Genomic DNA, 25,282 nt, shown 5'->3' with positions numbered 1-25,282 from the left:
CTCCCCCTTCTACACTATAATACACTAAAATATCTTGCCTCAGGGTGAGAAAATACCATAGCCGTCACAGATGCTTCTGGCTCCATCATAAATCCTTCTGTTAATGAAATACCTATTTCTTCTGGATGAATAAGGCGAAATAACTTTTCTTGATCCGCAAGTTCTGGACATGCTGGATAACCGAAAGACACTCGTATCCCTCTATATTTCGTACGGAAACGTTCTTCCATCGTCAGTTCTAGTGAATCTGGAATACCCCAGCGATCACGAATGAGCATATGTGTTTTTTCAGCAAGACCTTCTGCTAGTTCAAGCGCTAACGATTGGATCGCATGGCTGCGTAAATAATCACCCTTCGCCTTCCACTCTTCAGCAATGTCCCGAACGCCTTCCCCAACCGTAACAGATAGGAAAGCAACATAGTCCATCTCATCTCCAACTGGTCGTAAATAATCACCTAAAGTACGATATGGTGCTTTTCCTTGTCTTGGGAATATGAAACGCTCTATAACACGCGTATGATCTTCTGGATCATATATTACAATGTTTTGTCCGTCACTTTGCGCTGGGAAAAATTGATACACCGCTTTCGGTTTTAACCAAGATTGTCCTTCCTGCAATAATTCATCTATTAAATCATTTAATTCGTGTGCTCTCTTATCTCCCTCTCGCAAAAGCTTCTTCACATTTCCTTTTAATCCAAGGTGATGTCCAAGTAGCATTTGTCTATTTAAAAATGGAGCGAGATGTGCAACTGGAATATCACGTAATACAATTCGTTTTGTTGAATCAGGTATCATAACCTCTGCCTTCGCTAATGGCTCAATTACTGCTGGAATTTCTACTTTCTTCTCCTCTTTTTTTACGATATGAAGATGACGCTCTTTTTTATCTTGTTTCATCTTCTCACGCTCTTCTTCTTTTTGAAGCTTATTAATAATATCAAGACCAGTCATCGCATCACTCGCATAACATACGAGCCCTTTATATGATGGTGAAATACGATTTTCTGTAAATTTTCTCGTTAACGCTGCCCCGCCTACAACGATTGGAACATCAATATTTGCAGCTTTTAAATCTTCAGCAGTCGTTACCATTTGTTGCGCTGATTTTACTAATAAACCAGAAAGACCAATAATGTCAGGCTTCTTTTCTTGTACTTCTTGAACAATTCGATCCGAACGAACATTGATTCCTAAATTAATAATCTCATATCCGTTATTCGATAAAATAATTTCAACGAGGTTTTTCCCAATATCATGTACGTCACCTTTAACAGTTGCTAATAATACTTTCCCCTTTTTCGCACTCTCGCTAGATTCCATATGTGGCTCTAAATAGCTTACGGCAGCTTTCATACTTTCAGCACTTTGCAATACTTCGGCAACGATAAGCTCATTATTATTAAATAATCGTCCCACCTCATCCATTCCTGTCATAAGTGGGCCATTAATAATATCCAAAGGTTTTCTTCCTTCTGTAAGTGCAAGGCTTAAATCTTCTTGTAGTCCTTGTTTCGTACCTTCTACAATGTAATTTGCCAGCCTTTCATCAAGAGTTAATGTTTCTTGGGTAACGACATCTTTCTTTTTTGCCGCGCGATAAAAATTTGTAAATTCTTCTAACGTCTCTTGCGTCGTTTCAAAAAGTAGTGCATCAGCAAGACGTTTTTCTTCCTCTGGAATTGACGCATACCGTTCTAATTTTTCCGTATTCACAATTGCGTAATCTAATCCTGCTTTCGTTGCATGGTATAAAAAGACGGAATTTAATACTTCTCGGCCAGCTGGTGGTAAACCAAAAGATATGTTACTTACACCTAAAATCGTTAAACACTCTGGCAAGGCTTCTTTAATAAGGCGAATTCCTTCTATCGTCGCTGCCGCTGAACCAATATATTCTTCATCACCTGTACCTACAGGAAATACAAGTGCATCAAAAATAATATCTGACGGGCGTATACCATATTTCGTCGTCAATAACTCATAACTTCTTTTCGCGATTTCGAGTTTTCGTTCTGCACTAACCGCCATACCATCTTCATCAATTGTTCCTACAACAATAGCAGCACCATATTTCCGAAGAAGCGGCGTCACTTTTTTAAATCGTTCTTCTCCATCTTCTAAATTAATTGAATTAATAACAGCTTTTCCTTGAATATAAGTAAGAGCTCGCTCCATCACATTTTCATCTGTTGAATCAATCATAATTGGTACTTTTAACACTTTCGTAACTTCTGCCAAGAAGTTTTCCATATCTTCTATTTCATCGCGATCAGGATCTGCCATACAAATATCAATAATATGAGCATTTTTCTTCACTTGCGCTCTTGCGACTTCAGCAGCCTCTTCAAATTTCCCTTCTGCTACTAATCGTTTAAATTTACGTGACCCAATAACGTTTGTTCTTTCACCAACAAATAATGGTCTCATAGAGTCATCATATTGAAGTGCCTCTAATCCACTAACCCCGTGTCCAGCTCTTTCGTGGTGTTCACGTGGATTAAGAGAAGCTAACGCGGATTTTATTGCTTTTATATGTTCTGGTGTTGTGCCACAACAACCACCGATAATATTAACCCATCCTTCTTCAGCAAATCGCTTCACTTTTTCAGCGAGAGAAGATGGAGATTCATGATAATGTCCATCTTCATCAGGAAGACCTGCATTTGGATAACAAGAAATGTAACACTCCGACAAATCAGATAGTGAACGAATATGGTCTCTCATAAACTCCGGACCGGTCGCACAGTTTAATCCAACAGATAATGGCTTCATATGTTCTACTGATAAGTAAAAAGCCTCAATTGTTTGCCCGGCCAGAGTCGTTCCCATCGGTTCAATCGTTCCTGAAATCATAATAGGTACAATTTTATTTAGCTCATCAAAAGCTGCTTGAATTCCAATATAAGCAGCCTTCACGTTACGCATATCTTGACTCGTCTCAACGAGTAATACATCTACGTCGCCATTCAATAAGCCTCTAGCCTGCCGTGTATAGGCTTCAATTAATTCTTCAAACGTCACACCACCTGTAACACTAATCGCTTTCGTTGTTGGTCCCATTGCTCCCGCAACATATACTTCCTTCCCGCTTGCTTTGACCGCTTGCTTCGCTAAACGTGCTGCCTTCTCATTTAATTCCTCATCTAAATGAGACAACTCATAATCACTTAATACAATGTTTGTCGCCCCAAATGTATTTGTTTCAATAATATCTGCTCCAGCTTCAATATAAGCTTTATGAATCTTTAAAATGACATCAGGCCTTGTTTCTACTAAATATTCATTACAGCCTTCGTACTCTTCTCCTCCGAAATCTTCCGCAGTTAAGTCCTCTTGCTGGATCATTGTTCCCATTGCACCATCTAATATTAAGATGTTATTTTGTAATTTTTCTTCTATACATTTCATCAATTAATACCTTCTTTCACTTCTTGCTTTTCTCTCACATATTTAACAAGATGTTCTGTAATTTCATATTTTAGAAATGGTGTAATAAGATAAATGCCGTTAAAATATTTCATCGCCGCATCGATCAATTCTTGTGAAATGCGAATCCCTTCTTCAATTGCTGCCTCTTTCGTTTCATGTCCATCCATTCTCTCCCTTATTTCTTCAGGTAGAGTAATACCCGGTACCTCAAAATGAAGGAAATCTGCATTCCTTTTACTTATTAATGGCATAATCCCAATAAAAATAGGTTGTTCCAAATGCTTTGTCGCTTCATACACTTCTTCAATTAACGCGATATCATAAATTGGCTGAGTTAAGAAATATTCCGCTCCAGCATCTATTTTCCGTTCCATTCGCTTAACCGCTGCTTTTAAATGTCTTACATGCGGATTAAACGCACCTCCCACTGAAAACCTTGTTGCTGGACCAATTGATTTCCCTAAAATCGAGCGCCCGTCGTTCATTTCTTTAATCATTTTAATGAGCTCAATAGAGGACAAATCATATACAGAAGTGGCACCTGGAAAATCACCAACGCGTGCTGGATCCCCAGTTAAAGCTAACACCTCTTCCATACCTAACGCTGATAGGCCTAGTAAATGAGATTGTAGTCCGATGACGTTATGGTCTCTACACGTTAAGTGCGTCAATACCGGAATATCGTGCTTCGTTAATAATGCCCCCATTGCCATATTCGAGATGCGAGGCGATGCTAATGAATTATCTGCTAGAGTAATAGCATCTGCCCCAGCTCTTTTCAATGCTCTTGCGCCTTCAAAAAATCGCTGCGTATCTAACGTTTTCGGTGGATCTAATTCCACTACTACTGTCGTTTGTTTTTTTGCTTTCTCTGCTAATGTGACATGAGCTTTTGAACGTTTCTCGTGTGTATGAACTACTTTCGGTCTTTGAATCGTATCCTTTTCTATTACAGGTGTAACATTTGCAATTGCACGTTTCATACTTTCAATATGTTCTGGAGTCGTGCCACAACAACCACCTAATAACCGAATACCTTGCTCAATAAATTTCGGTGTCATCGCTTCGAAATAAGCTGGACTTCCCTCATATACGTAACGTCCCTCCACATAATTTGGGAGACCTGCATTCGGATATGCTGACAAGTAGCCATTTTGCGGAATCGATATCATTTTAAAAGCTTCCGTCATGTGAAGTGGCCCTAGTTGACAGTTCAATCCAACGACATTTGCACCGTAATCTAAAAGCTGTTTTAATATTTCATTTACATCATTTCCATTTTGAGTTGTACCTGCCTCATGCAATGCTAATTGAGCTACAATTGGAATATTCGTTTGTTTTCGTAACACCTGAACAGCATGAAGTAATTCAAACTCATCATAGAAAGTTTCTAATAGCAGTCCATCAACCTGTTCTTCTAGTAATGCACTTGCCTGTTCCAGTAACATAAATTCTCTTTCCATATCAGTTGTCGTAACAGCTCCGATATGTTTCATACCACCAATTGTTCCTAAAATTGCATTTCTGTCTATAACAGATGCTTTCGCCAGTTTTACTGCGGCTCTATTAATTTCAGTAACTTGATTTTCTAAACCATACATACGTAATTTCGCTTCATTTGCTCCGTACGTATTTGTTTGAATCACATCAGCCCCAGCAGCTACATATTGCTTATGAATCGATATAATTAAATCTGGATCAGATATATTCAATTCCTCAAAACTACTTTGCAAACCATGTGAATGTAATAACGTCCCAACCGCACCATCACCTATTACAATTCCTTTTGATAATAAATCTAGTAATTTCACAAATCTCCCTCATTTCTATCAATATAAAAACCCCCTCTTCACTTTGAAGAGGGGGACATAATTGTTCCTCCTCTTATTATGCAAAACATTCGTTTTGCAGGTATTAGCACCGTTTCAAACATTTCGTTTGAAGGTTGCTGGGTTTCACAGGGCCTTTCCCTCCACCGCTCTCAATAAGAGTTTGTCTTTATTATTTTATTTATGTAGCTAAAAGGAAATACGTTCCCCTTTTAACAATGTTTGTTAATTTTTTAATAAATTTAGCATGCACAAATGCAAAAGTCAATGACACTTGCGGAAAAAATAAAAATTATTTAAAATAAAGTTGCAATTCAATTATCTTTTGTTGTAAAGTTAAAAACATAATAAAAATTTCATACGAACATTCTTATCTAGAGAGGTAGAGGGACTGGCCCTATGACGCCTCAGCAACCATTAACATTTGTTAATAAGGTGCTAATTCCAGCAAATTGTGAAAGATTTGACAGATGAGAAGAAGACTCTATTCAAACCGAAAGCCTTCTTCTTTAGAAGGCTTTTTTTATTTTACCCCGCTATTTGAGGGCAGTAAGATTCCCAACTCAAAATTCAGCTAGAACAAAGAAGTTAGGTGGGAATCGACTGCCCGTAAAAGCCCGATTGGTGAGAGCTAATAATCAGTGGGGGATGCCCCCCTCACTGATTAAAGTTTCACTTTACATTCACTTAATTGTTAATTTAAAAAGGAGGAATTTTCACATGTCAACTATTGAAACAAAACTAGCACAAATCGGAAACCGGAGCGAAACTACAACAGGAACTGTTAACCCACCTGTTTATTTTTCAACTGCTTATCGTCATGAAGGAATTGGTAACTCTACTGGCTTTGACTATTCACGAACTGGCAATCCAACTCGTGGTCTTTTAGAGCAGGCAATCGCAGACTTAGAATATGGTGAACAAGGTTATGCCTGTAGTTCAGGGATGGCAGCTGTTCTCCTCGTCCTCTCCCTATTCCGTTCTGGAGACGAACTTATTGTATCCGAAGATTTATACGGGGGCACTTATCGATTATTTTCTGAGCACGAAAAAAAGTGGAATGTTCGATGTAGATACGTAAATACACAATCTATTAAACAAATTGAGCAAGCTATCACAACTGAAACGAAAGCTATTTTCATAGAAACTCCAACTAATCCGTTAATGCAAGTTACTGATATTGCCGCTGTCGCAACTGTAGCGAAAAGACACGGACTACTTCTTATTGTAGACAACACATTCTATACGCCTTATATACAGCAGCCATTAACAGAAGGTGCCAACATTGTACTTCATAGCGCAACGAAATATTTAGGGGGACATAACGATGTCCTAAGCGGACTTGTCGTTGCAAAAGGAAAGGAACTTTGTGAGGAAATCGCTCATTATCATAATGCCTCTGGTGCGGTCTTAAGTCCATTTGACTCATGGCTATTAATTCGTGGTATGAAAACGTTAGCGCTTCGCATGAGACAACATGAAGAAAATGCAAAAGCAGTTGTTGCTTATTTAAATGATGAAGACGGGGTGACAGATGTATTTTATCCTGGAAGAGGTGGCATGATCTCATTTCGTCTGAAAGATGAAACATGGATTAATCCATTCTTACAATCTTTATCCTTAATTACATTTGCTGAAAGTCTTGGTGGTGTTGAAAGTTTAATGACGTATCCAGCAACGCAAACACACGCTGATATTCCTGAAGAAATCAGAACAGCAAACGGTGTATGTAATCGGCTTCTGCGATTTTCCGTTGGCATTGAAAATAGTAACGATTTAATTCAAGACTTAAAGCAAGCCATTAAACTTGTAAAAGAAGGTGTAAGAATATGAGTTATTCTATAGATACACTCTTACTGCACAACCAATATAAACATGACTCACAAACAGGAGCTGTTAACGTTCCCATCTATAATACATCAACATTCCACCAGTTTGATGTAGATACGTTCGGAAAATATGACTATAGTCGCTCTGGTAATCCAACTCGTGAAGCTCTTGAAGATATCATTGCTTTATTAGAAGGAGGAACAAAGGGATTTGCCTTCGCATCAGGAATTGCAGCGATTTCTACTGCATTCCTCCTTCTTTCACAAGGCGATCACGTACTCATTTCAGAAGACGTATATGGAGGAACTTACCGAATTATAACTGAAGTGCTCTCCCGTTACGGTGTGTCACATACATTTGTTGATATGACAAATGTAGAAGAAATAAAGCAAAACATTAAGCCAAACACAAAACTCTTTTATGTGGAAACACCCTCTAATCCACTTTTAAAAGTGACAGATATTCGTGCTGTTTCTAAACTTGCAAAATCTATTGACGCCCTTACTTTTGTTGATAATACATTTTTGACACCACTATTCCAGAAACCACTTGATCTTGGTGCCGATGTCGTTCTTCATAGTGCCACAAAATTCATTGCCGGTCATAGTGATGTTACTGCCGGATTAGCGGTTGTAAAAGATGCCGAACTCGCTCAAAAACTTGGATTTTTACAAAATGCATTCGGCGCTATTTTAGGTCCTCAAGATTGTTCTCTCGTACTTCGCGGTCTAAAAACATTGCATGTACGTCTTGAGCATTCAGCTGCAAACGCCAATAAAATTGCACATTATTTACAAGAGCACGCTAAAGTTAAAAATGTCTATTATCCTGGCTTACAAACACATCTTGGATTTGATATTCAACAATCTCAAGCTACATCAGCCGGAGCTGTCCTATCTTTCACTTTACAATCAGAAGACGCACTCCGCCAATTTTTATCAAAAGTAAAATTACCTGTCTTTGCAGTTAGTTTAGGAGCTGTCGAATCGATTCTTTCCTACCCAGCTAAAATGTCACATGCAGCACTGTCGCAAGAAGCTCGTGATGAAAGAGGGATTTCTAATTCATTACTTCGGTTATCTGTCGGCCTTGAAAATGTTGACGATTTAATATCCGATTTTGAAAATGCCCTTTCTTATGTAGAAGAACCTGTCAATGCATAGAACGAACAGAAGATATGAAATTAATTTTTCATATCTTCTGTTTTATGCCATTAAGTATATTTTTTACTTTTCGTATAGTTCATAAAAAAACGAAAGAGCACCATCTATTTCTAAATAATGAATTAATTGATATATTAAGAAGTAAAAAAGGGGCAAAAATAATAGATACTTGTGCAGATGTTTTAATCGTTATCGATTTACAAAATGGAGTATGTTATAGCGAAGAGCATTTATTCGATTTACAAAATTTACTTACAAAAGTAAATAAAAGAATTTCTTCATACAGAAAATCAAATAAACCAATCATTTTTATTCAACATTGTGATGATGATTTAGTACCCGAAAAAGAACTTTGGGCTATTCATGCTGATCTAGATGTTCAGGAACAAGATTTTTTTGTAAGAAAAACACATGCCAATTCATTTTATAAAACAAACTTGAAAGAGATTTTAGAACAATTATCTGTACACCGTATTGAATTTTGTGGTGCCCAAACAGAGTACTGTATGGATGCTACGATTAAATTTTCCCATGGACTAGAATACGAAAACTTCATGGTACAGAAAGCAACCTCTACGTTAAATAATCCATTTATGTCCGCAAAAGAGACAATTGATTTTTATGAAAATATATGGAACCGCAGATTTTTAAAGCTGATAAAAGATGAAATCTAGAATATATAACTAATGTCTTGGTAATTCTAAAATTTATCAGCTATACTCAAATATTTTGTTATCACCATAAAGAAGCTGACTACATTCAGCTTCTTTTCTTTTAACCTGTTTTATATTCTATATATAACATTATAATTCCTTTTTCTTATTATTTTAAAAATTTTGTATATTCATTTGAAAGAATAAGAAAATCATGATAAAATTGTGTTACAAATATATCTATATCTTTCAATTTTTAAAACGCATTGAAATTTTCACCCAAAAATGTCATTTTACAAAACCATGCAAATTTATCTACTTTATTTACATCAGAGTCTCTTTTCTTACAATTTCTTTACTTTAGGACTTTTTTTCTGCAACAACTGTTTTCTTTTCTTTAATTTTTTGGTATGTATAGTATGGTATAACAGCTCACACGGAGGTGGAAAAGAACATGTTAGAAACCTTTCAAAAAGAAATAGAACTATATGAAAGCAATGCAGAATTATTGAAAGTACTTGCTCATCCTGTTCGCTTATGTATTGTAAAAGGATTAATTGAACGTGGTCCAAGCAACGTTTCTACAATGTACACTGGCTTAAATATGCCACAATCTACAATTTCACAGCATTTAGCAAAATTAAAAAGTGCTAAAATCGTTTCCAGTGAAAGAAAAGGATTAGAAATTTATTACAAAGTAGAAAACGAGACAATCATTCAACTCGTTCGCGTATTATTAGGTTAAGAGCTCATAAACAGAGAAAAAGGGCGTATTTTATATTTTTTATCTCATATCTTTAATATAAATATATATCATGAGAGAAAATATATGATGCTACATAATTAAAAAGTCGTATTAAAAAACAAGACACAGAAATATGCTGTGTCTTGTTTTTTTATATTTTCAAATACTGATCCAAGTGTAACTGTTGCATATGTTTCGTATGTATCACAACATCAAATGCACTCCCTAATCCTCCGCTCAAAATCATAGAACGAACTGCACGATTTTGTTTTTGAGTTTCAGAAAAAGGATTTCGATCTTGGTGACCCGTAAGCTGATCTAATATTCCTGCTGCTAACAAAAACTCAGATTGCTTCTTATGCCATACTATATTCATGCCTTGCAGGCTAAACATCTCTTTCAGCTCGTCCCAATGAATATGAGTAGTAAGATCCATTTCACCTGGATGCGCTAAAGGATTACGGATTAACTTATGCTCGTAATATCCTCGTAAACTTCCTTCTTGATGTGCAGGATGCATCCATTCTTCTTTTGTGTATCCATAATCAACGGTAATACATACACCTCGTTGAAACCATTTCGCAATTTCTTCTATATATTCTTCCATCGCAAGTGGCACTTCAAAACGCTGACCTTCAGCAAGATGAATATTATATTTCAATAAGTATCGACCAATACTTTTCTGTAGCGGTCTACATACTTCTGCGAGTTTCCCTTCCTCTGTGTACGTAACACGTACTTCATACAATATTCCATTTCTCTTCTCAATTACTTCAACAGGAAATGCATCAAATAACTCATTCGAAAAAAGAATCCCTTCGAACGATTCTCCCATTTCACTATGCGACGTATAATACGACGCATTAGAAAACGAACAAAGATTTTTCTGCTGTAAGTTTCTATGAAAAGGGCTCATTTCAATCATTGAATAGTTTAAATCAATAAAGGTTTCTGGAGATACTTGCTTCCACTCTTGTAAAACATCATAGGCAAACTTTCCTGTTCCCCCACCAATCTCACAAATATTCGGAGCAACTTCACCATTTTCAACAAGACGAATAAAAAATTTAGCAAATGTTTTTGCAAAAACAGAGGATACGTTGCTACTTGTAAAAAAATCCCCTTGTCTTCCAATTTTTTCACGTTCCTTCATATAATAGCCATGTCCCTCTGTGTACAATACGAGGTTCATATACGTACTATATGAAATTGAATAATCCTTCTCTTTCTCCATCCATTCTTTTAAAATGAGCTCCATCTCCATACTAGCTCCTTACTGTAAAAATGGATTATTTTCTTTTTCAAAACCAATGCTTGTTTCTGGACCATGTCCACATAGCACCGCTGTTTCATCTGGTAATACAAATAATTTTTCTTCAATACTTCCAATCAATTCAGCAAAACTTCCACCGGTTAAATCTGTTCTTCCGATGCTCATTTGGAACAATACATCACCAGAAAATACAGCATTCGCCTCTTTACAATAATAAGAAATACTGCCTGGAGAATGTCCTGGCGTCTCAAAAATCTCAAAATTAAATGAACCAATTGCTAATGCACCTTCTGCATCAATAATATGATCTGCTGGTTTTGCTGTAATACTGCGATTCATCATAAAAATTTGAGAGCCATTTACAGTTGCATCGCCTAACCAATTTGCTTCTTCTTTATGTACGTACACAGGAATATGAAAAGCGTCTCTTACCGCGTCAACAGCACCAATATGATCAAAGTGAGCATGTGTTAATAAAACAGCAAGTGGCTTTAATTGTTCTTCTTGTAAATATGTAACGAGCTTCTCTCCTTCGTGACCAGGATCAAAGATAATACACTCATTTTGATCATTCGTTAAAATATAAGCATTCGTTTGTAATGGGCCTAACGGCATTTGTATCCATTTCATATGAAAATCTCCTCCAATTATTAAACTTACTTTCAATGATACAACATTTTTTTCTCTTAGGAAAAGAAAGGATGCTATCTCGACAATCATTTTTAAAACATGTACAATATAAAAGAGTTAATATTCTAAAAACTCATATTGAGGAATGGGTAGACAGAGGAGGATATTGTATGGGCCTTGTTATTATTTTTGCGCTAGTCACTCTGTTAGCTGTATTCGCTACGCTTAGAACTCTTCGCGAAAAAAACTTATTCGCGGGCGGCTTTGCAATTGCAACTGTACTCGTTTTCGGATGGTTTACAATCATGACTGTTCTATATAACGGGTACCCACCAGCAGCTTAATTCATTTACATGTTATTCTTCATCAAGATTTCACACAAAAAGAGGAAGGGTTTCCCCTTCCTCTTTTCATATTTCACAACTTATACCATCTTCGCTTCGTATTTGTGCTTTTTTACAAGCCAAGCTCCTCCGATAACACCTGCATCATTACCAAGTATTGCAATCGCTAACTTTGTGCTCTTTACAGCACGTGAGAAAGCATATTGCTCGAAATAACGTTGAATTGGCTCTAATAGTGCATCTCCAGCTTTAGACACGCCCCCACCAATAACAATTTTCTCTGGGTTCAACGTACTAGCAAGGTTCGCTACAGCTAACCCTAAATAAGAAGCTACTTTTTCTACTACTTCGCCTGCTAGCTCGTCACCTTGTCCAAGTGCTTCAAACACATCTTTTGATGTAATACGCCCTTCTTCTGCTAACATAGAACGTAGAACACTCTCTTTATTAGTCTCTTGTATTTTTTGCATAGCAACACGCACCATACCCGTTGCAGATGCTACAGTTTCTAAGCAACCAGACTTCCCGCAATTACATGGGAAAGCATTCTCTGTAACTACTGTAATATGTCCAATCTCACCAGCAGCTCCGCTTACGCCGTGTACAATCTCACCATTGGCGATTACACCACCACCAACACCAGTGCCAAGTGTCATACAGATTAAATCTTTTGCTCCTTCACCAGCACCTTTCCACATTTCACCAAGTGCTGCTAAGTTTGCATCATTATCAATAACAACAGGTAATCCTGTTTCTACTTCTAATAAATCTTTTAACGGATAGTTTTTCCATCCTAAATTGACCGCTTCATAAATCATCCCAGACGCCACGTGTACAGGACCAGGAGCTCCCATACCAATACCGATTAACTTGCTTTTCAATTCACCTAACTCTTCTAACTTTTTATCAATAGCTTTCGCTACATCAAGCGTAATATGTTTTCCTTGCTCATTTGTATTCGTAGGGATTTCCCACTTATGTAAAATTTCACCGTACACATTAATAAATGCTAATTTAATTGTTGTACCACCAAGGTCAACCCCAACTAACCATTTCTCTTCCATGTTGCTTACCTACCTTTATCTAATTCTTATTTAGCTCTTTTTGAATTTCTTGCTTCAATAAAAATAAAGCTGTTTGATAGTCTTGTGGATCGATTAACTGTGATTGATTTAATTCACGCAATTCATCTTGCATTAATTGTAAATCTGCAATTCGATCACCCGTATAAATAATCGTACCAAATTTCTTTAGCAATTGCTGAATATCATAAATAGATACCATTTTATCACCCTCTATGCTCACTTACTATAAAAAATTATAATAAGAAAACGTTCACATATTTTATTATAATCAAGAAGAAAAAGTCTCGTCAATTTTTATTTGTCTATACAAGCCCATTTTTAACCACTGTTCCTTTTTCTGTAATAATTTTTTCTACGTTTTTATCAAACGGCTCTACTGGAATATGTTCTACTATTTGAAAACTATAAGCTAATGATAGCGTTTTCCCTTTATAATGCACGAGATAACGATCATAATACCCACCGCCATATCCAATCCGTTCTCCTCGCTCTGTATAAGCTACGCCTGGCACGATTTGAAGATCAATGTCATCTGCATTCACTTCTTCCGTACGCGCTGGAATTGGTTCACGTAAATTCATATACACCATTTCTAATTGATCAAAATTACTAATTTGCCGGAAAGACATTGTTCGTGTTCCTTTGTTACACTTTGGAACAACAACTTTCTTTCCTTCTTCCCAAGCTTTTTCGATAATAGCATATGTATTCACTTCATTTTCCATTGAGAGAGTGATTCCAATTGTTTTAGCTTCAGCCCACTCTTTTTGCGCATACAACGAAAATGCAATTTGCTCTGATAAAGTTGTATACCGTTCTTCTGATAAAGAATTCATGTGCTCTATTATTTGTTTACGTAAACGTACTTTCTCTTCTCTCACACACTTTCCCCCTCACAGTGATACTTTGCTCTACGATGATAGTGTATCACTTTTAACAGAGGAATCGAATAAAAAAAGAAACAGTAGGAAAATATTCCTACTGCTTACTTTGTTTCACGGTGTAACGTAGACTTCTTGTCACGCTTGCAATACTTTTTAAGCTCGATACGCTCAGCGTTGTTACGTTTGTTTTTCTTTGAGATATAGTTACGATCTCCGCATTCTGTACATGCTAGAGTAATATTCACACGCATTCTTATTCCCTCCAGTACTAATAACTTAAATCAGACTATACTATAATACCACTTTTAAAATAAAAATTCTACACCTTTTGATATTGTCTAATTTTTTCTATAAGATTTTTCATGTTTTCCCTTGCTATTACTGGGTTTCTGGCATGCGAATACACTAAAAATTTCGGTTGTTTTGTGTCAGAAACGATATAAGACCACTCTTTTTCGGTATATTTGAACTGTACTCCTTCAAATATACCTTCTTCCTTTCTTTCCATATCAGCCAATAATTTCCTCATTACTTTTCCTTTTTCATTCCATGAACATACAACTTCATCACAAAGTAGATAGAGCGGCGGTGATTGCTCTACTATGCTGAGAAATGTTTTCCCCTGCAATGCTATTAACTCGAATAATTTTCCAATTCGATATAAAATATCTCGCTTCCATCTCGCTTGAAACGACTTTTTTTCATCCTGCGTATAAAATAGAAGGTAACATTCTCCTAATTTCAAAGACATCGGGTAAATATTTCCTGCCGATTCAAGTAATAAATCTGGAATATCCACCTCTTCAAAATCTGTTCCTTGGTAAATATTACTATGATTATCATATAACTCGAAATAATTTCCTTGCTCTGAAAACATAAGTGCCATATTTGCTTTACTTGATTTCATCAAAGCTTTCACATGATCCTTTTGTTCGCCCGCATAAATCCATGTAACTGTGCATCCGAGCCTTTGTAAAAAGAGCATCAATAAATGTTGTAACATATCATTCCTCTTATTAATAAGAAGATGAAACTTTTGTTTTTGTATTTTCTCAATATCAACGCGCTCTAATACAGCCTCTATATAATCATGTAAAGAAACATGGACTAGCTTATTCCGTCCCATTTCTTTCTCACATACGTAATAAAACGACTCAGACATATATACTTGTTCTATCGCTTTTTGCTGCTTATACGTTAATTGTACCCCATCCTTACCATATAACTTTATAACAACCTCTTTTTCATTTTCTACTTGAATGAAAACCCCACCAGCACATTGTAAATCCTGAATGCTATACTGAAAAAGCGATTCGTTCATTTCTTTGCATTCCATCGTATGAACCCCGATACCATGAATCGCATGAAGAAAGAGATTTTTATAAGAAGTCGTTTCTATATGTTCTTGACTCCCAATTAATATACTTTCTCCTTTGGCAAAAAGAGATCCATACGCCATCGCAACCTTCACAATAAATTGAGGAGTGATTTCAACATTACCTCTTCCTACAATGCGGCTTTTTTGCAACCATCCTGCACTCTTTTCACTTTCTTGAACACCAGCCGATCCTACTACTGAATAGCTGTCAATTGCCTTATATGGCCATAGTTTTCCCTTTTGCTTAATTACCGTACTTTTCCCTATATGACAATGATCCGCTACAATGCTTTTTTGAAACAGTGTAACGTCATCTTCCACCATTGTATGCTCTCCTATGGTCGTTTCTAATAGCTCGCAATACTGACCAATGTGCGCATTTGCAAAAACAATACTTTTTTGAAGATGAGAATAACTTGAAACAACACTATTTTTCCCGATAATAGAGTATGGCTCAATTACAGCTCCAACACCAATCTTTGCTCCTTCTCCAATAAAAGAAGGACCGTGAATTTTCGTTCCTTTTCCAATCGTCACACCTTCCCCCATCCATACCATCGGCAATACTTCCGTGTAAGGAATAGGTACTTGCAATTTTTTCGTTAACAAATCAAATTGTGCTTGTCGATATTGATCAAATGTACCGATATCTAACCAATAACCTTCTGACAAATATGCAAATAACGCGTTCTTATTTGCCAAGAGCGGAAACACATCTTGACTGAAATCAAAAAACTCTCGGGGCGGTATGTAAGAAAAAATTTCTGGCTCCATAATATATATACCTGTATTCACAATATTAGAGACTACTTCATTCCAGCTCGGTTTTTCTATATATCGTGTAACCTCTTGTTCTTTGTTCATTACAACTAAACCGAATGAGAGTGGGTTTTCTACTTCCTTTACAAACATAGTTACCATTCTTTTCTTTTGTTCATGAAACGTAATTCCTTCTGATAATTGAAAATCAGTTAACGCATCCCCGCTTATCACAACAAACGTTTCATCTAAAAATGTTTCCGCTTGTTTAATACTCCCTGCGGTTCCAAGCGGGGGAGAATCTTCAAAGTAGTACAAGTTAACTCCCCATTTGCTACCGTCTCCAAAATATTGCTTAATGGCCGTACTCATATACTGAACAGTAATTGCAATTTCACGAATCCCATGCTGACGTAATAATTCAATATTGTATTCCAAAACTGGCTTTTCTAATAACGGTAACATCGGCTTTGGAGTATTACATGTTAATGGTCTAAGGCGTCGTCCTTTTCCTCCAGCTAAAATAACCCCCTTCATATACTTCAGCCTCCACTTATATAATGATCAGTAACTTCATATACGATATGTATATTATCTCCCCCGCATTAACTAGCAGTATAAAATGAAACTTTAATTAGTAGGGATTTTGTGCATCTCCCACTGATTATTAGCCTTGACCACTCGACTCGGCTTTTACAGGCAGTAAAACTCCCTATATACATGTACCTTTTCAACACCACAAAAGAAAGCGCTTACCATTAACTTAGTAAAATATCCCTTAATAAGTGAACAACATATATGTCCTATTTTTTCCATTATATTATGATACATCTTATCATCATAAACTAAAGGAAACAACGAGCTTTTTTTGTCATGTTTTGACTAAAAAAAGCAGGTGATGTTTCACCTGCCTTTTTTCTTTATTCATTTAATAAGTAATGCTTTCCTTTTACTAAATAAAAAACATTTTCAGCAATATTTGTAATATGATCTGCTACACGCTCGATATATCTCGCCACAAAGGATAATTGTGTAATTTGTGTAATTGCTTCTGGTTGTTCTGGAACTGAAGATATAAATTCACGAATCGCTTTCCCATATATTTCATCAACTGAATCATCCATTTCGGCAATTTGTTTCGCAAAAGTTAGATTCTCTTGCTCATATGCTTCTAGCGCTAACTGTAGCATCTTATTTGCAATTGCAAACATTTCATCAAGATTGTGCAAACTAACAACCACCTCTTTTTCCCCAAGACGAATTGTTGATTTCGCAATATTAACAGCATGATCTGCAATACGCTCTAAATCTGTCGCTGTTTTAATTGAAATGAAAATCCTTCTTAAATCACTTGCTACAGGTTGCTGCTTCGTAATAAGCATAAGCGCAAGATCATTTATTTCCTCTTCTAAATTATCCATACGATAATCACCATCTATTACCTCTAACGCTTTCTCTACATCCCTTTTATGAAGACCTTCCATAGCAAGCAATAAAGCTTCCCTCGCTAGCTCTCCAAGCTCAATCACCTTTTGCTGTAACATTTTTAAATCACATTGAAACTGTTCTCTTACCATTGTTTCTTCCCCCTCAATATTATGTGCCATTATATATAGATCTCCTACCTAGCCTACTTGTAATAAGCCTTAAGATAGGAGAAGTATTACTTCTCTAATTAAATGAGGTAAAAATAAGAAATACCCTCTGTTAAGAGGGTATTTGCTCTTAGCCTTGCAACGATATCAACCGAATCGGCCTGTAATATAATCTTCTGTACGCTTATCTGAAGGTGTCGTAAATAATTTATTTGTATCTGTATACTCCACAACTTCTCCACTTAAGAAGAAAGCAGTTTTATCTGAAATACGTGCCGCTTGTTGCATGTTATGCGTTACGATCACAATACTAAAGTCTTTCTTTAACTCTTGAATTAATTCTTCTACTTTTAATGTTGAAATTGGATCTAGTGCCGATGTTGGCTCATCCATTAAAATAACGTCTGGTTCAATTGCTAAACAACGTGCGATACATAGACGCTGTTGCTGTCCACCAGATAAACCGTATGCATTATCATGCAAACGATCTTTTAACTCATCCCAAATCGCTGCTCCACGTAAACTTTTTTCAACAATTTCATCCAATGTTTTTTTATCACGAATACCATGAATTTTCGGGCCATATGCTACATTTTCATAAATAGATTTCGGAAATGGGTTTGGCTTTTGGAACACCATTCCCACATGAGTTCTTAATTCTTCAACTGGGTATGATTTTTCAAATATATTGCGCTCTCTATATTCAATTACACCTGTAGTTCGCACGATTGGTACTAACTCTACCATACGATTTAATGTTTTTAAGTACGTTGATTTACCACAACCACTTGGCCCGATAATTGCTGTAACTTCATTCTCATGAATGCTTAAGTTAATATCTTTTAAAGCATGGTCTTCTCCGTACCATAAATTTAAGTTTTTCGTATCAAATACTACTTTCTTTGGTGCAGTCTCGATTTTCTCCTCGTTTTTCACCTGTACATTTACTACTGTTGCTACCATTTGAATTCCCCTTTCATCCATTTCCAACTTATTTTCGATTTCGTAACCATAAGACAAATATATTGATAAAGAGTAATAAACCTAACAAAACAATCATCCCAGCAGCTGCTACATACTGAAATTCTTCTTGCGGTCTACTCATCCAATTAAAAATTTGAATTGGTAAAACTGTAAATCTATCAAACATACTAAATGGAACATAATTTGCAAATGCAAGTGCCCCGATAACTAATAGCGGTGCTGCTTCTCCAATCGCCCTTGATATCGCTAACGTACAACCCGTTATAATTCCTGGGAAAGCAGATGGCAATACAATTTGATACATCGTTTGCCACTTCGTAGCACCTAATCCGTCAGAAGCTTCTAATAATGAACTTGGTACAGATCGTATCGCTTCTTGACTCGCTACAACAACTGTCGGTAAAACGAGTAAACTCATCGTCAGTGCCGCCGCAATAATACTCTCTCCTAAATGAAGAGCATATACAAAAATAGTTAAGCCGAGTAATCCAAATACAACGGAAGGTACTCCTGCTAACGTTTGATTATTAATTTCTATTACCTTTTTAAATATAGATTCCTTCGCATATTGCTCCAAATAAAGAGCAGTTCCAACTCCAAATATAAAGGAGACTGGTATAACAATACTCATAAATAATATTGTTCCTGACAAAGCTGCAGCAATCCCAGCTTCTTTCGGATTACGCGAAGCGAAGTTTGTAAAGAAATCTAACGAAAGGTAACTTATACCTTTTTCAAAAATTTGAAAAAGTAAAATAAGCAGTATTACTATTGCAAACAAAATTGCTATATAAAATAACAACTTGTAAACTCGGTCTTTTAAAAAACGTGATGCCATATTTTCTTGTATTTTTTTATGATTCAACATTCGCATATTATGTCACCCTCCTAAAGCGGCGCATAATAGAGTGTGAAATGATGTTCATTATAAGAGTAAACAAAAATAACGTTGCGCCTACAGCGTACATGCTGTAATACGTAATTGTTCCATGCGGAGCATCACCTAAGCTCACTTGCACAATATAGGCTGTTAGCGTTTGAATAGAGTGTGTCGGATCGAGCGATACGTTCGGCGTGGATCCCGCTGCAATTACAACTATCATCGTTTCGCCAATTGCTCTGGAAGCAGCTAATAGGATTGCTGCCATAATCCCTGTAAAAGCCGAAGGAAACACGACTTGTTTTACCATCTCAAACCGAGTTGCTCCAAGTGCTAACGAAGCTTCTTTCGTTCCTTTCGCTACAGCTCTCATCGCGTCTTCAGATAGAGATGCAATTGTAGGTATCATCATAAAGCCAATAACAATACCTGGACTAATCGCATTAAAAAACTGTAAATCTGGTATAATCCGTTGTAAAAGTGGTGTGACAACTGTTAATGCAAAAAAACCATATACAATTGTCGGGATACCTGCTAATAGTTCTAACATCGGTTTTAATACTTTCCTTGCACTGCTTGAAGCATATTCGCTTAAAAATACGGCACACGCTAAACCGATAGGAATTGCTACGAACATGGCAATTGCTGTTACAAGGAACGTTCCACATATAAGTGGTAATATACCGAATTTAGGATTTTCAAAAAAAGGTAACCATTCTTTTCCCGTCAAAAAGGAGTGTAATGGTATTTTTTGAAAAAACATCATTGTTTCATTTGCCAATGTGAAAATAATTCCAAGTGTCGTTACAATAGACACGCTAGCAATTATTTTTAGTAATAACGGAACTATTCGATTGATTCGCTGCGTTTTTTTTCTTTGTTTTGTATTTCTTTCAATCAAATTTTGTACAGAAAATGTAATTTGACTTTTGTCATTATGAGCCAAAGATGAAAACCCCTTTCCACCCTGACATTACCTTTTTATTTCTGTTAACATCCGCAGCTGTTCATTATATTTTTCTTTTGGTAATTTTACATATCCAACCTCTTCAGCAAGATTACCAACATGCTGAATCATAAACTCAATATAATTTGCTACATTCATTTTATTTCGGATAGATGCATCATTCACATAAGCAAATAGTGGCCTAGATAATGGCTTATACTTACCTGATTGAATGGTATCTTTCGTCGGAAGTACACCATTCACTTTTATTGCTCTCACCTTATCTCGATTGGCCATATAATAAGCATATCCTACAAAAGCAATGGCATTTTTATCATTCATTACCCCTTGCATAATAACTTGATCATCTTCAGACAAAGAGACTTTTTTTACAATGCGACTATTTTGTAAGATGACATTTTGAAAATAATCATACGTACCAGAGTCTACACCTGGCGCATAAAACTTCACCTGTTCACGTGGCCATGAAGAATGAATTTGTGACCATCGCTTTTCGTTTCCATCTTCACTCCATAATAGACGTAACTCGTCTACCTTCATATTGTTTACCCAAGTATTTTGGCGACTCACAACGATCGTAAGACCATCGTAAGCGACTTCAAACGGTGTAAACTGAATAGAGTTTTTCTTCATTTCATTTTCTTCCACTTGTTTCATTGCTCTCGAAGCATTATTTATATCTACTTCTCCTTTACTGAAACGATTAAATCCTCCTCCTGTTCCAGAAACACTGATAGAAATTTTCACGTTTGGATGCGCCTTTGTATATTCCTCCGCTACTGCTTCTATAATAGGGAAAACTGTTGAGGATCCATCAACTCTCACTTCTCCCATTTCATTCACAGCAAATACAGTAGACGTGCCAACATAAAGAAAACATGTCGACAGCATGAAAACTTTAATCGATGCACTTATCCATTTCACGTGTTCTTCCTCCTAGAAGTAACCGGAAATAACAGGATTACAGATATAAGAATACTGCTAAACTATTAATTCGGTTTTAATTGTTTGTAAAAGTTTTGTAAAGTTCCACAAGAATCAACATAAGGGGAAACTTGAATCCGTAGCCACCGTTCATCTTCACTGATGATTGGTCTATAAAACCGTTCTCCTTCAGAGGAGATACATACATATCATTTGTGAGATTCCTCAATTTTCCGATATGATATGCTTGTCCATTTTATTAAAACGTATGCATGAACCATAAAAAAAAGCACACTATCTTTTCAGATAGTGTGCTTTTTTTACAACTTTTTTATTCGTCATCTTGATCTTGATTTTTCTTTTTCTTATCTATTTCCTCTTTTGAAGCTTCGCCAGTTTCTATTTTTTTCAAATCAAAGTACGCGTCCATAATATCACGACTAATATATCCGTTAATACCTGATTTATCATCCACCCAAGGTACAACAACAGAAAATGCTACTTCAGGGTCTTCAAGTGGCGCATAACCTACTAACGTTAAGTTATATGTTTCTTTACGCTCACCGTTTGCCTTTCTACCTATCTCTTTATCTCCGCCATACACAGTTTGAGCTGTACCTGTTTTACCAGCAGCTTTATATGGTGCACCTGTAAAGTATTTCGTAGCTGTACCACCAGAATCGTTAAATACTTGTCTAAATCCTTCTTGAACACGTTTAATTTGTGATTCAGGCATATCAATACGATTTAGTACTTTCGGTTCCATTGAATGAACCACTTTTCCAACTTCGTCTGGTTTCACTGCCGGTTGACGAATTTCTTTCACAACTTGCGGCTGCATACGGTAACCACCATTTGCAATTGTTGAAACATATTGCGCTAATTGAAGTGGTGTATACGTATCATACTGTCCAATTGATAAATCTAATAGGAAACCTGGCTGATTCCCTCTACCTGTTTGACCCGCAGATTCATTTGGTAAATCAATACCTGTTTTTACGCCAAGTCCAAACTGTCCGAAATAATAACGCATCGTATCAAATGCTTTTTGTGGTATATCTAACGTACCACCTCTTACGTATTGAACACCTGCGAGATTCATCGCTGTTTTAAACATATATACGTTAGAAGACATTTTTAATGCTGTTAAATCATTAATATATCCCATCGTCTTCCACGAAGATTTTTGTGGCGTTCCCTTTAATCTAATTGGTTCATCAAGTTGAACTGAACCCGGTTGAATCGCATTTGTTTGATATCCTGTAAGTACCGTCGCACCTTTTACAGTTGATCCCATCGGATAAGAGCTTGTCATCGTTCCTAATGCGAAATCTTGCACTTTCGTTTCGCCATTTTCTTCTACTAACTGTTTCCCTGCCATAGATAAAACTTCACCATTTTTTGGATTCATCATTACAACGAATGCACGATCTAAAAGAGGTTGTCCCCCTTTATATCTCAATAAATTTTTCGTGATAATTTCTTCTACACGCTTTTGTAATTCCATATCAATTGTTAAATTTAGATCGTTACCACTTTGCCCTTTTGATACATTAATCGTTTCTAAAATATTACCGTTTTTATCTGTAATATTTCTCACTTCCGCTTTATTACCGTGCAAACTATCTTCATATTGCTGCTCAAGATAACTTTTCCCTACGCGGTCATTTCGATTATAATCACGAACAAGATAGTAATCTAGTCTTTCTCTCGGTAAACCTTCATCAGACGTTGACACCCCGCCAAGTACACTTCGGAATAAATCATCATAAATATACTTTCGATCCCAATCAACATTTGTATCTACACCCGGTAATGTTGCTAGATTTTCACTAATAATCGCGTATTCTTTTTCTGTAGCATCCTTTTTAATGACTTGTGGCGTCATCGCATATCCGCCGTCCATTTTGCTTTTAATCGCTAGCACTTCTAAATCTTTTGCGGATAATTGATTCACTTCTTCTTCTGTCACGCGATTTCGTTGACGCTCATCTACTTCTTTATCGTCAATTTTTTTATCTTTTAACTCTTGACGATCTTTATTCGTAATTTTTTCTTTAGCTTCCTCTTTGTGCGTAGCAAGCCAATAGTCTTTTTTATCGCGATCTGTTAATTTATCTGTCGGGACTTCAATCAAATCTGCTAACTTTTCCGCTGTTTCTAAGCGAGCCTCTGCAGTTGACCCTTTCATTTTTGTAAATGTAATCGTACGTACAGCTGCATTATCTACTACAGCTCGCCCATAACGGTCAAATATTTTCCCACGTGGTACAGGATTACTTATCGTCGAGTTCTCTTTCCTCTCCACTTCATTCTTATATTCCTCACCGCGAACAATTTGTACATATCCAAGCCTTACAATAACCGCGGAGAACATTAAAAACACGCAGAAAAACAGCACGTTTAACCGAAAAGGAACGTGAGTCTTTTTCTTTTGTTGTTTCTGCTTCTTGCTCATACAAACCCCCTCTACCAACAGCTATGTAATGTGAAAGGGACACCTTCATACAGGTGTCCTCACTGCTGTCTTACATCTTTTTCTATTCTAGCATAAAACAACCGAGAAGTTAACCTTCTGGTTCTGTTTGATTCTGCGCAGTCCCTTGCCTTACAACACTTGTTTTACTTGCATTTCCCTCATCATATTTGACATTTTTAACTGCAAAATAAATAAGGAAATGTCCTGCACCTAAAATACATAATAAGTAAGGTAAACTTTTTTCAGGCGGAAAGAATAATACAGCACATAAAAAACTTAAAATCGAACAAATTCTTCCTGCATTTAACCATAATTCCCGGACAACTACATACTCTACACGCCACTCTCTCGCATTTTTCGCTCTGCCAATTACATCATATGTCATGGACCCGTACGGAACGAGCAAAATAGGGTATGCAACCGCAATACACGCTGCATAAATAAGTAATTTTGCGTATGTAACTTCGAATATAACTAAAAATACGACAGCATATAAAATAATGCCTCCAAGCAAAATTGCTTTTTTCCGCCACTCTTTCTTTAACATACGAGTGACTAAGTAGTAACATACAAATGATACAGCAGAATTTACTAAGCTATATTTTCCTAAGGCGAGTTCGCTATCCGTCGCTAAATACACGTACACGGAAATCACAAAAATAAACGTTCCCTCTCTCAACCCTTGGAAAAAATGAGCACGTGTAATTCTTCCCCAATTTTTATCAATCTGCCGCTCTTTCAATACTTGTACAATTTCATACCGTCCTTCACATTCTCTCTTAGATACAAAAAAGCTTAAAATAACAGCAATTGCAAATAACACTAACGAAAGAAAGAATATGACCGTATAGCCACTCCATTTTTCCATACGTGAAATTGTGTATCCAGCTGCTATCGGTCCAATCATGCCAGAGAAGGATGTAAGAAGTCCAAGAAACCCATTAAAGAAATCTCTTGTTTCTGGTTCTGTAATCTCAAATGTTAATAAGTTAAACGCGAGCCAGTAAAAACCATATCCGACTCCTAAAAGAGCCCCCATTAATAAAATATAGTGAGAAGCGCTTTTTCCCGCTACTAAAACAACGATAAAAAAAATAGCTAACGTGCCTACGCCTATTCGTAACAAGATTGAGCGATCAATACGCTTCGCTAATTTCCCACCTATAAGAAATGTGAGAGGCTGTAATACAACGCTGGCCAAATTATACAAGCCAAGATTCACATAATTTTGTGTTTGTTTCCATAAATAAATGTTAACAAACGTATTCGATAAAGAAATTGCGAGCGTGTATAAACCTCCAATAAGGAGCAACAACACTAAATCCCGATTCACTTCAACATCACCAATTATATGTTTCCACTTCATACACAACTCTCCTTTACTTCATGTTCTAGTCTTCCAAAGACAAGCCCAATTATGTAAAAGGAAAGCATAGAAAAAAGCTA

At 36.4% G+C, this 25,282-nt stretch carries 21 protein-coding genes and 2 riboswitches; of the genes, 5 read left to right on the top strand and 16 right to left on the bottom strand.

The window, feature by feature from the left end; translation table 11 throughout:
• Positions 1–14 precede the first annotated feature (14 nt).
• Both metH and ACSG5Z_RS11245 read right to left on the bottom strand, forming a co-directional pair.
• A complete protein-coding gene (gene metH, locus ACSG5Z_RS11250; RefSeq protein WP_435711461.1) occupies positions 15–3,413 on the bottom strand; it encodes a methionine synthase in 3,399 nt (1,132 codons plus the stop codon).
• Positions 3,413–5,245, bottom strand: a complete 1,833-nt coding sequence (locus ACSG5Z_RS11245) for a bifunctional homocysteine S-methyltransferase/methylenetetrahydrofolate reductase (protein WP_098189910.1) — start codon at positions 5,243–5,245, stop codon at positions 3,413–3,415. The genes metH and ACSG5Z_RS11245 overlap by 1 nt, the downstream gene beginning before the upstream one ends.
• A 70-nt stretch (positions 5,246–5,315) precedes the next feature.
• Positions 5,316–5,425, bottom strand: a riboswitch (SAM riboswitch).
• A 205-nt stretch (positions 5,426–5,630) separates the two neighbouring features.
• Positions 5,631–5,740, top strand: a riboswitch (SAM riboswitch).
• A 243-nt stretch (positions 5,741–5,983) separates the two neighbouring features.
• Here ACSG5Z_RS11245 and metI point away from each other — a divergent pair.
• The 4 genes from metI to ACSG5Z_RS11225 all read left to right on the top strand — a co-directional run bounded on the left by metI (position 5,984) and on the right by ACSG5Z_RS11225 (position 9,654).
• Positions 5,984–7,096, top strand: coding sequence for a cystathionine gamma-synthase/O-acetylhomoserine thiolyase (metI, locus tag ACSG5Z_RS11240; RefSeq protein WP_088064411.1), 1,113 nt, complete (start codon positions 5,984–5,986; stop codon positions 7,094–7,096).
• On the top strand, positions 7,093–8,256 hold the full coding sequence (gene metC / locus ACSG5Z_RS11235) for a cystathionine beta-lyase (RefSeq protein WP_000122285.1): 1,164 nt from the start codon (positions 7,093–7,095) through the stop codon (positions 8,254–8,256). Before metI ends, metC begins: the two co-directional genes overlap by 4 nt.
• A gap of 161 nt (positions 8,257–8,417) precedes the next feature.
• Positions 8,418–8,930 (top strand): cysteine hydrolase family protein, encoded by a 513-nt coding sequence (locus ACSG5Z_RS11230; RefSeq protein ID WP_097889613.1) that lies wholly within the window; start codon positions 8,418–8,420, stop codon positions 8,928–8,930.
• 433 nt (positions 8,931–9,363) lie between these two features.
• The gene (locus ACSG5Z_RS11225) at positions 9,364–9,654 is read left to right on the top strand and encodes an ArsR/SmtB family transcription factor (RefSeq protein WP_000894375.1); all 291 of its coding nucleotides are present in this window, start codon (positions 9,364–9,366) and stop codon (positions 9,652–9,654) included.
• Between the two features lie 151 nt (positions 9,655–9,805).
• Here ACSG5Z_RS11225 and ACSG5Z_RS11220 read toward each other — a convergent pair whose 3' ends face one another.
• Together ACSG5Z_RS11220 and ACSG5Z_RS11215 are read right to left on the bottom strand one after the other, a co-directional pair.
• Positions 9,806–10,918: a class I SAM-dependent methyltransferase gene (locus tag ACSG5Z_RS11220; RefSeq protein ID WP_435711460.1), complete on the bottom strand. Its 1,113-nt coding sequence runs from the start codon at positions 10,916–10,918 to the stop codon at positions 9,806–9,808.
• Positions 10,919–10,927: 9 nt separating this feature from the next.
• A complete protein-coding gene (locus ACSG5Z_RS11215; protein ID WP_435711459.1) occupies positions 10,928–11,557 on the bottom strand; it encodes an MBL fold metallo-hydrolase in 630 nt (209 codons plus the stop codon).
• A 170-nt stretch (positions 11,558–11,727) separates the two neighbouring features.
• Between ACSG5Z_RS11215 and ACSG5Z_RS11210 the strand changes: the two genes are divergently transcribed.
• Positions 11,728–11,901: a DUF2759 domain-containing protein gene (locus ACSG5Z_RS11210; RefSeq protein ID WP_000524847.1), complete on the top strand. Its 174-nt coding sequence runs from the start codon at positions 11,728–11,730 to the stop codon at positions 11,899–11,901.
• 80 nt (positions 11,902–11,981) lie between these two features.
• On the opposite strand, the gene glcK is transcribed toward ACSG5Z_RS11210, so the two are convergent.
• The 12 genes from glcK to ACSG5Z_RS11150 all read right to left on the bottom strand — a co-directional run bounded on the left by glcK (position 11,982) and on the right by ACSG5Z_RS11150 (position 25,202).
• Positions 11,982–12,965: a glucokinase gene (glcK, locus tag ACSG5Z_RS11205; RefSeq protein WP_435711458.1), complete on the bottom strand. Its 984-nt coding sequence runs from the start codon at positions 12,963–12,965 to the stop codon at positions 11,982–11,984.
• Positions 12,966–12,984: 19 nt separating this feature from the next.
• The gene (locus ACSG5Z_RS11200; RefSeq protein ID WP_000253699.1) at positions 12,985–13,185 is read right to left on the bottom strand and encodes a YqgQ family protein; all 201 of its coding nucleotides are present in this window, start codon (positions 13,183–13,185) and stop codon (positions 12,985–12,987) included.
• Positions 13,186–13,288: 103 nt separating this feature from the next.
• The gene (locus ACSG5Z_RS11195; protein WP_087985249.1) at positions 13,289–13,867 is read right to left on the bottom strand and encodes a 5-formyltetrahydrofolate cyclo-ligase; all 579 of its coding nucleotides are present in this window, start codon (positions 13,865–13,867) and stop codon (positions 13,289–13,291) included.
• A 104-nt stretch (positions 13,868–13,971) separates the two neighbouring features.
• Positions 13,972–14,121, bottom strand: a complete 150-nt coding sequence (gene rpmG, locus ACSG5Z_RS11190; RefSeq protein WP_001265616.1) for a 50S ribosomal protein L33 — start codon at positions 14,119–14,121, stop codon at positions 13,972–13,974.
• A 68-nt stretch (positions 14,122–14,189) separates the two neighbouring features.
• Entirely contained in the window at positions 14,190–16,544 is a 2,355-nt protein-coding gene (locus ACSG5Z_RS11185) for a sugar phosphate nucleotidyltransferase (protein ID WP_087985250.1), read from the bottom strand.
• 383 nt (positions 16,545–16,927) lie between these two features.
• The gene (phoU, locus tag ACSG5Z_RS11180) at positions 16,928–17,584 is read right to left on the bottom strand and encodes a phosphate signaling complex protein PhoU (RefSeq protein WP_033657724.1); all 657 of its coding nucleotides are present in this window, start codon (positions 17,582–17,584) and stop codon (positions 16,928–16,930) included.
• 165 nt (positions 17,585–17,749) lie between these two features.
• On the bottom strand, positions 17,750–18,565 hold the full coding sequence (pstB, locus tag ACSG5Z_RS11175) for a phosphate ABC transporter ATP-binding protein (protein WP_000226689.1): 816 nt from the start codon (positions 18,563–18,565) through the stop codon (positions 17,750–17,752).
• Positions 18,566–18,593: 28 nt separating this feature from the next.
• Entirely contained in the window at positions 18,594–19,460 is an 867-nt protein-coding gene (gene pstA / locus ACSG5Z_RS11170) for a phosphate ABC transporter permease PstA (protein WP_435711457.1), read from the bottom strand.
• A gap of 1 nt (position 19,461) precedes the next feature.
• Positions 19,462–20,412, bottom strand: a complete 951-nt coding sequence (gene pstC / locus ACSG5Z_RS11165) for a phosphate ABC transporter permease subunit PstC (protein ID WP_088064418.1) — start codon at positions 20,410–20,412, stop codon at positions 19,462–19,464.
• Between the two features lie 27 nt (positions 20,413–20,439).
• On the bottom strand, positions 20,440–21,357 hold the full coding sequence (phoX, locus tag ACSG5Z_RS11160) for a phosphate ABC transporter substrate-binding protein PhoX (protein ID WP_088064419.1): 918 nt from the start codon (positions 21,355–21,357) through the stop codon (positions 20,440–20,442).
• Between the two features lie 331 nt (positions 21,358–21,688).
• The gene (locus ACSG5Z_RS11155) at positions 21,689–23,815 is read right to left on the bottom strand and encodes a peptidoglycan D,D-transpeptidase FtsI family protein (RefSeq protein WP_435711456.1); all 2,127 of its coding nucleotides are present in this window, start codon (positions 23,813–23,815) and stop codon (positions 21,689–21,691) included.
• 109 nt (positions 23,816–23,924) lie between these two features.
• Entirely contained in the window at positions 23,925–25,202 is a 1,278-nt protein-coding gene (locus tag ACSG5Z_RS11150; protein ID WP_435711455.1) for an MFS transporter, read from the bottom strand.
• Positions 25,203–25,282 lie beyond the last annotated feature (80 nt).

Origin of the sequence: Bacillus pretiosus (assembly GCF_051294775.1) — a bacterium.
Taxonomy (GTDB): Bacteria; Bacillota; Bacilli; order Bacillales; family Bacillaceae_G; genus Bacillus_A; species Bacillus_A wiedmannii.
Note: the sequence above shows the minus strand (reverse complement) of the source record. Positions and strands in the feature narration are given on the sequence as shown.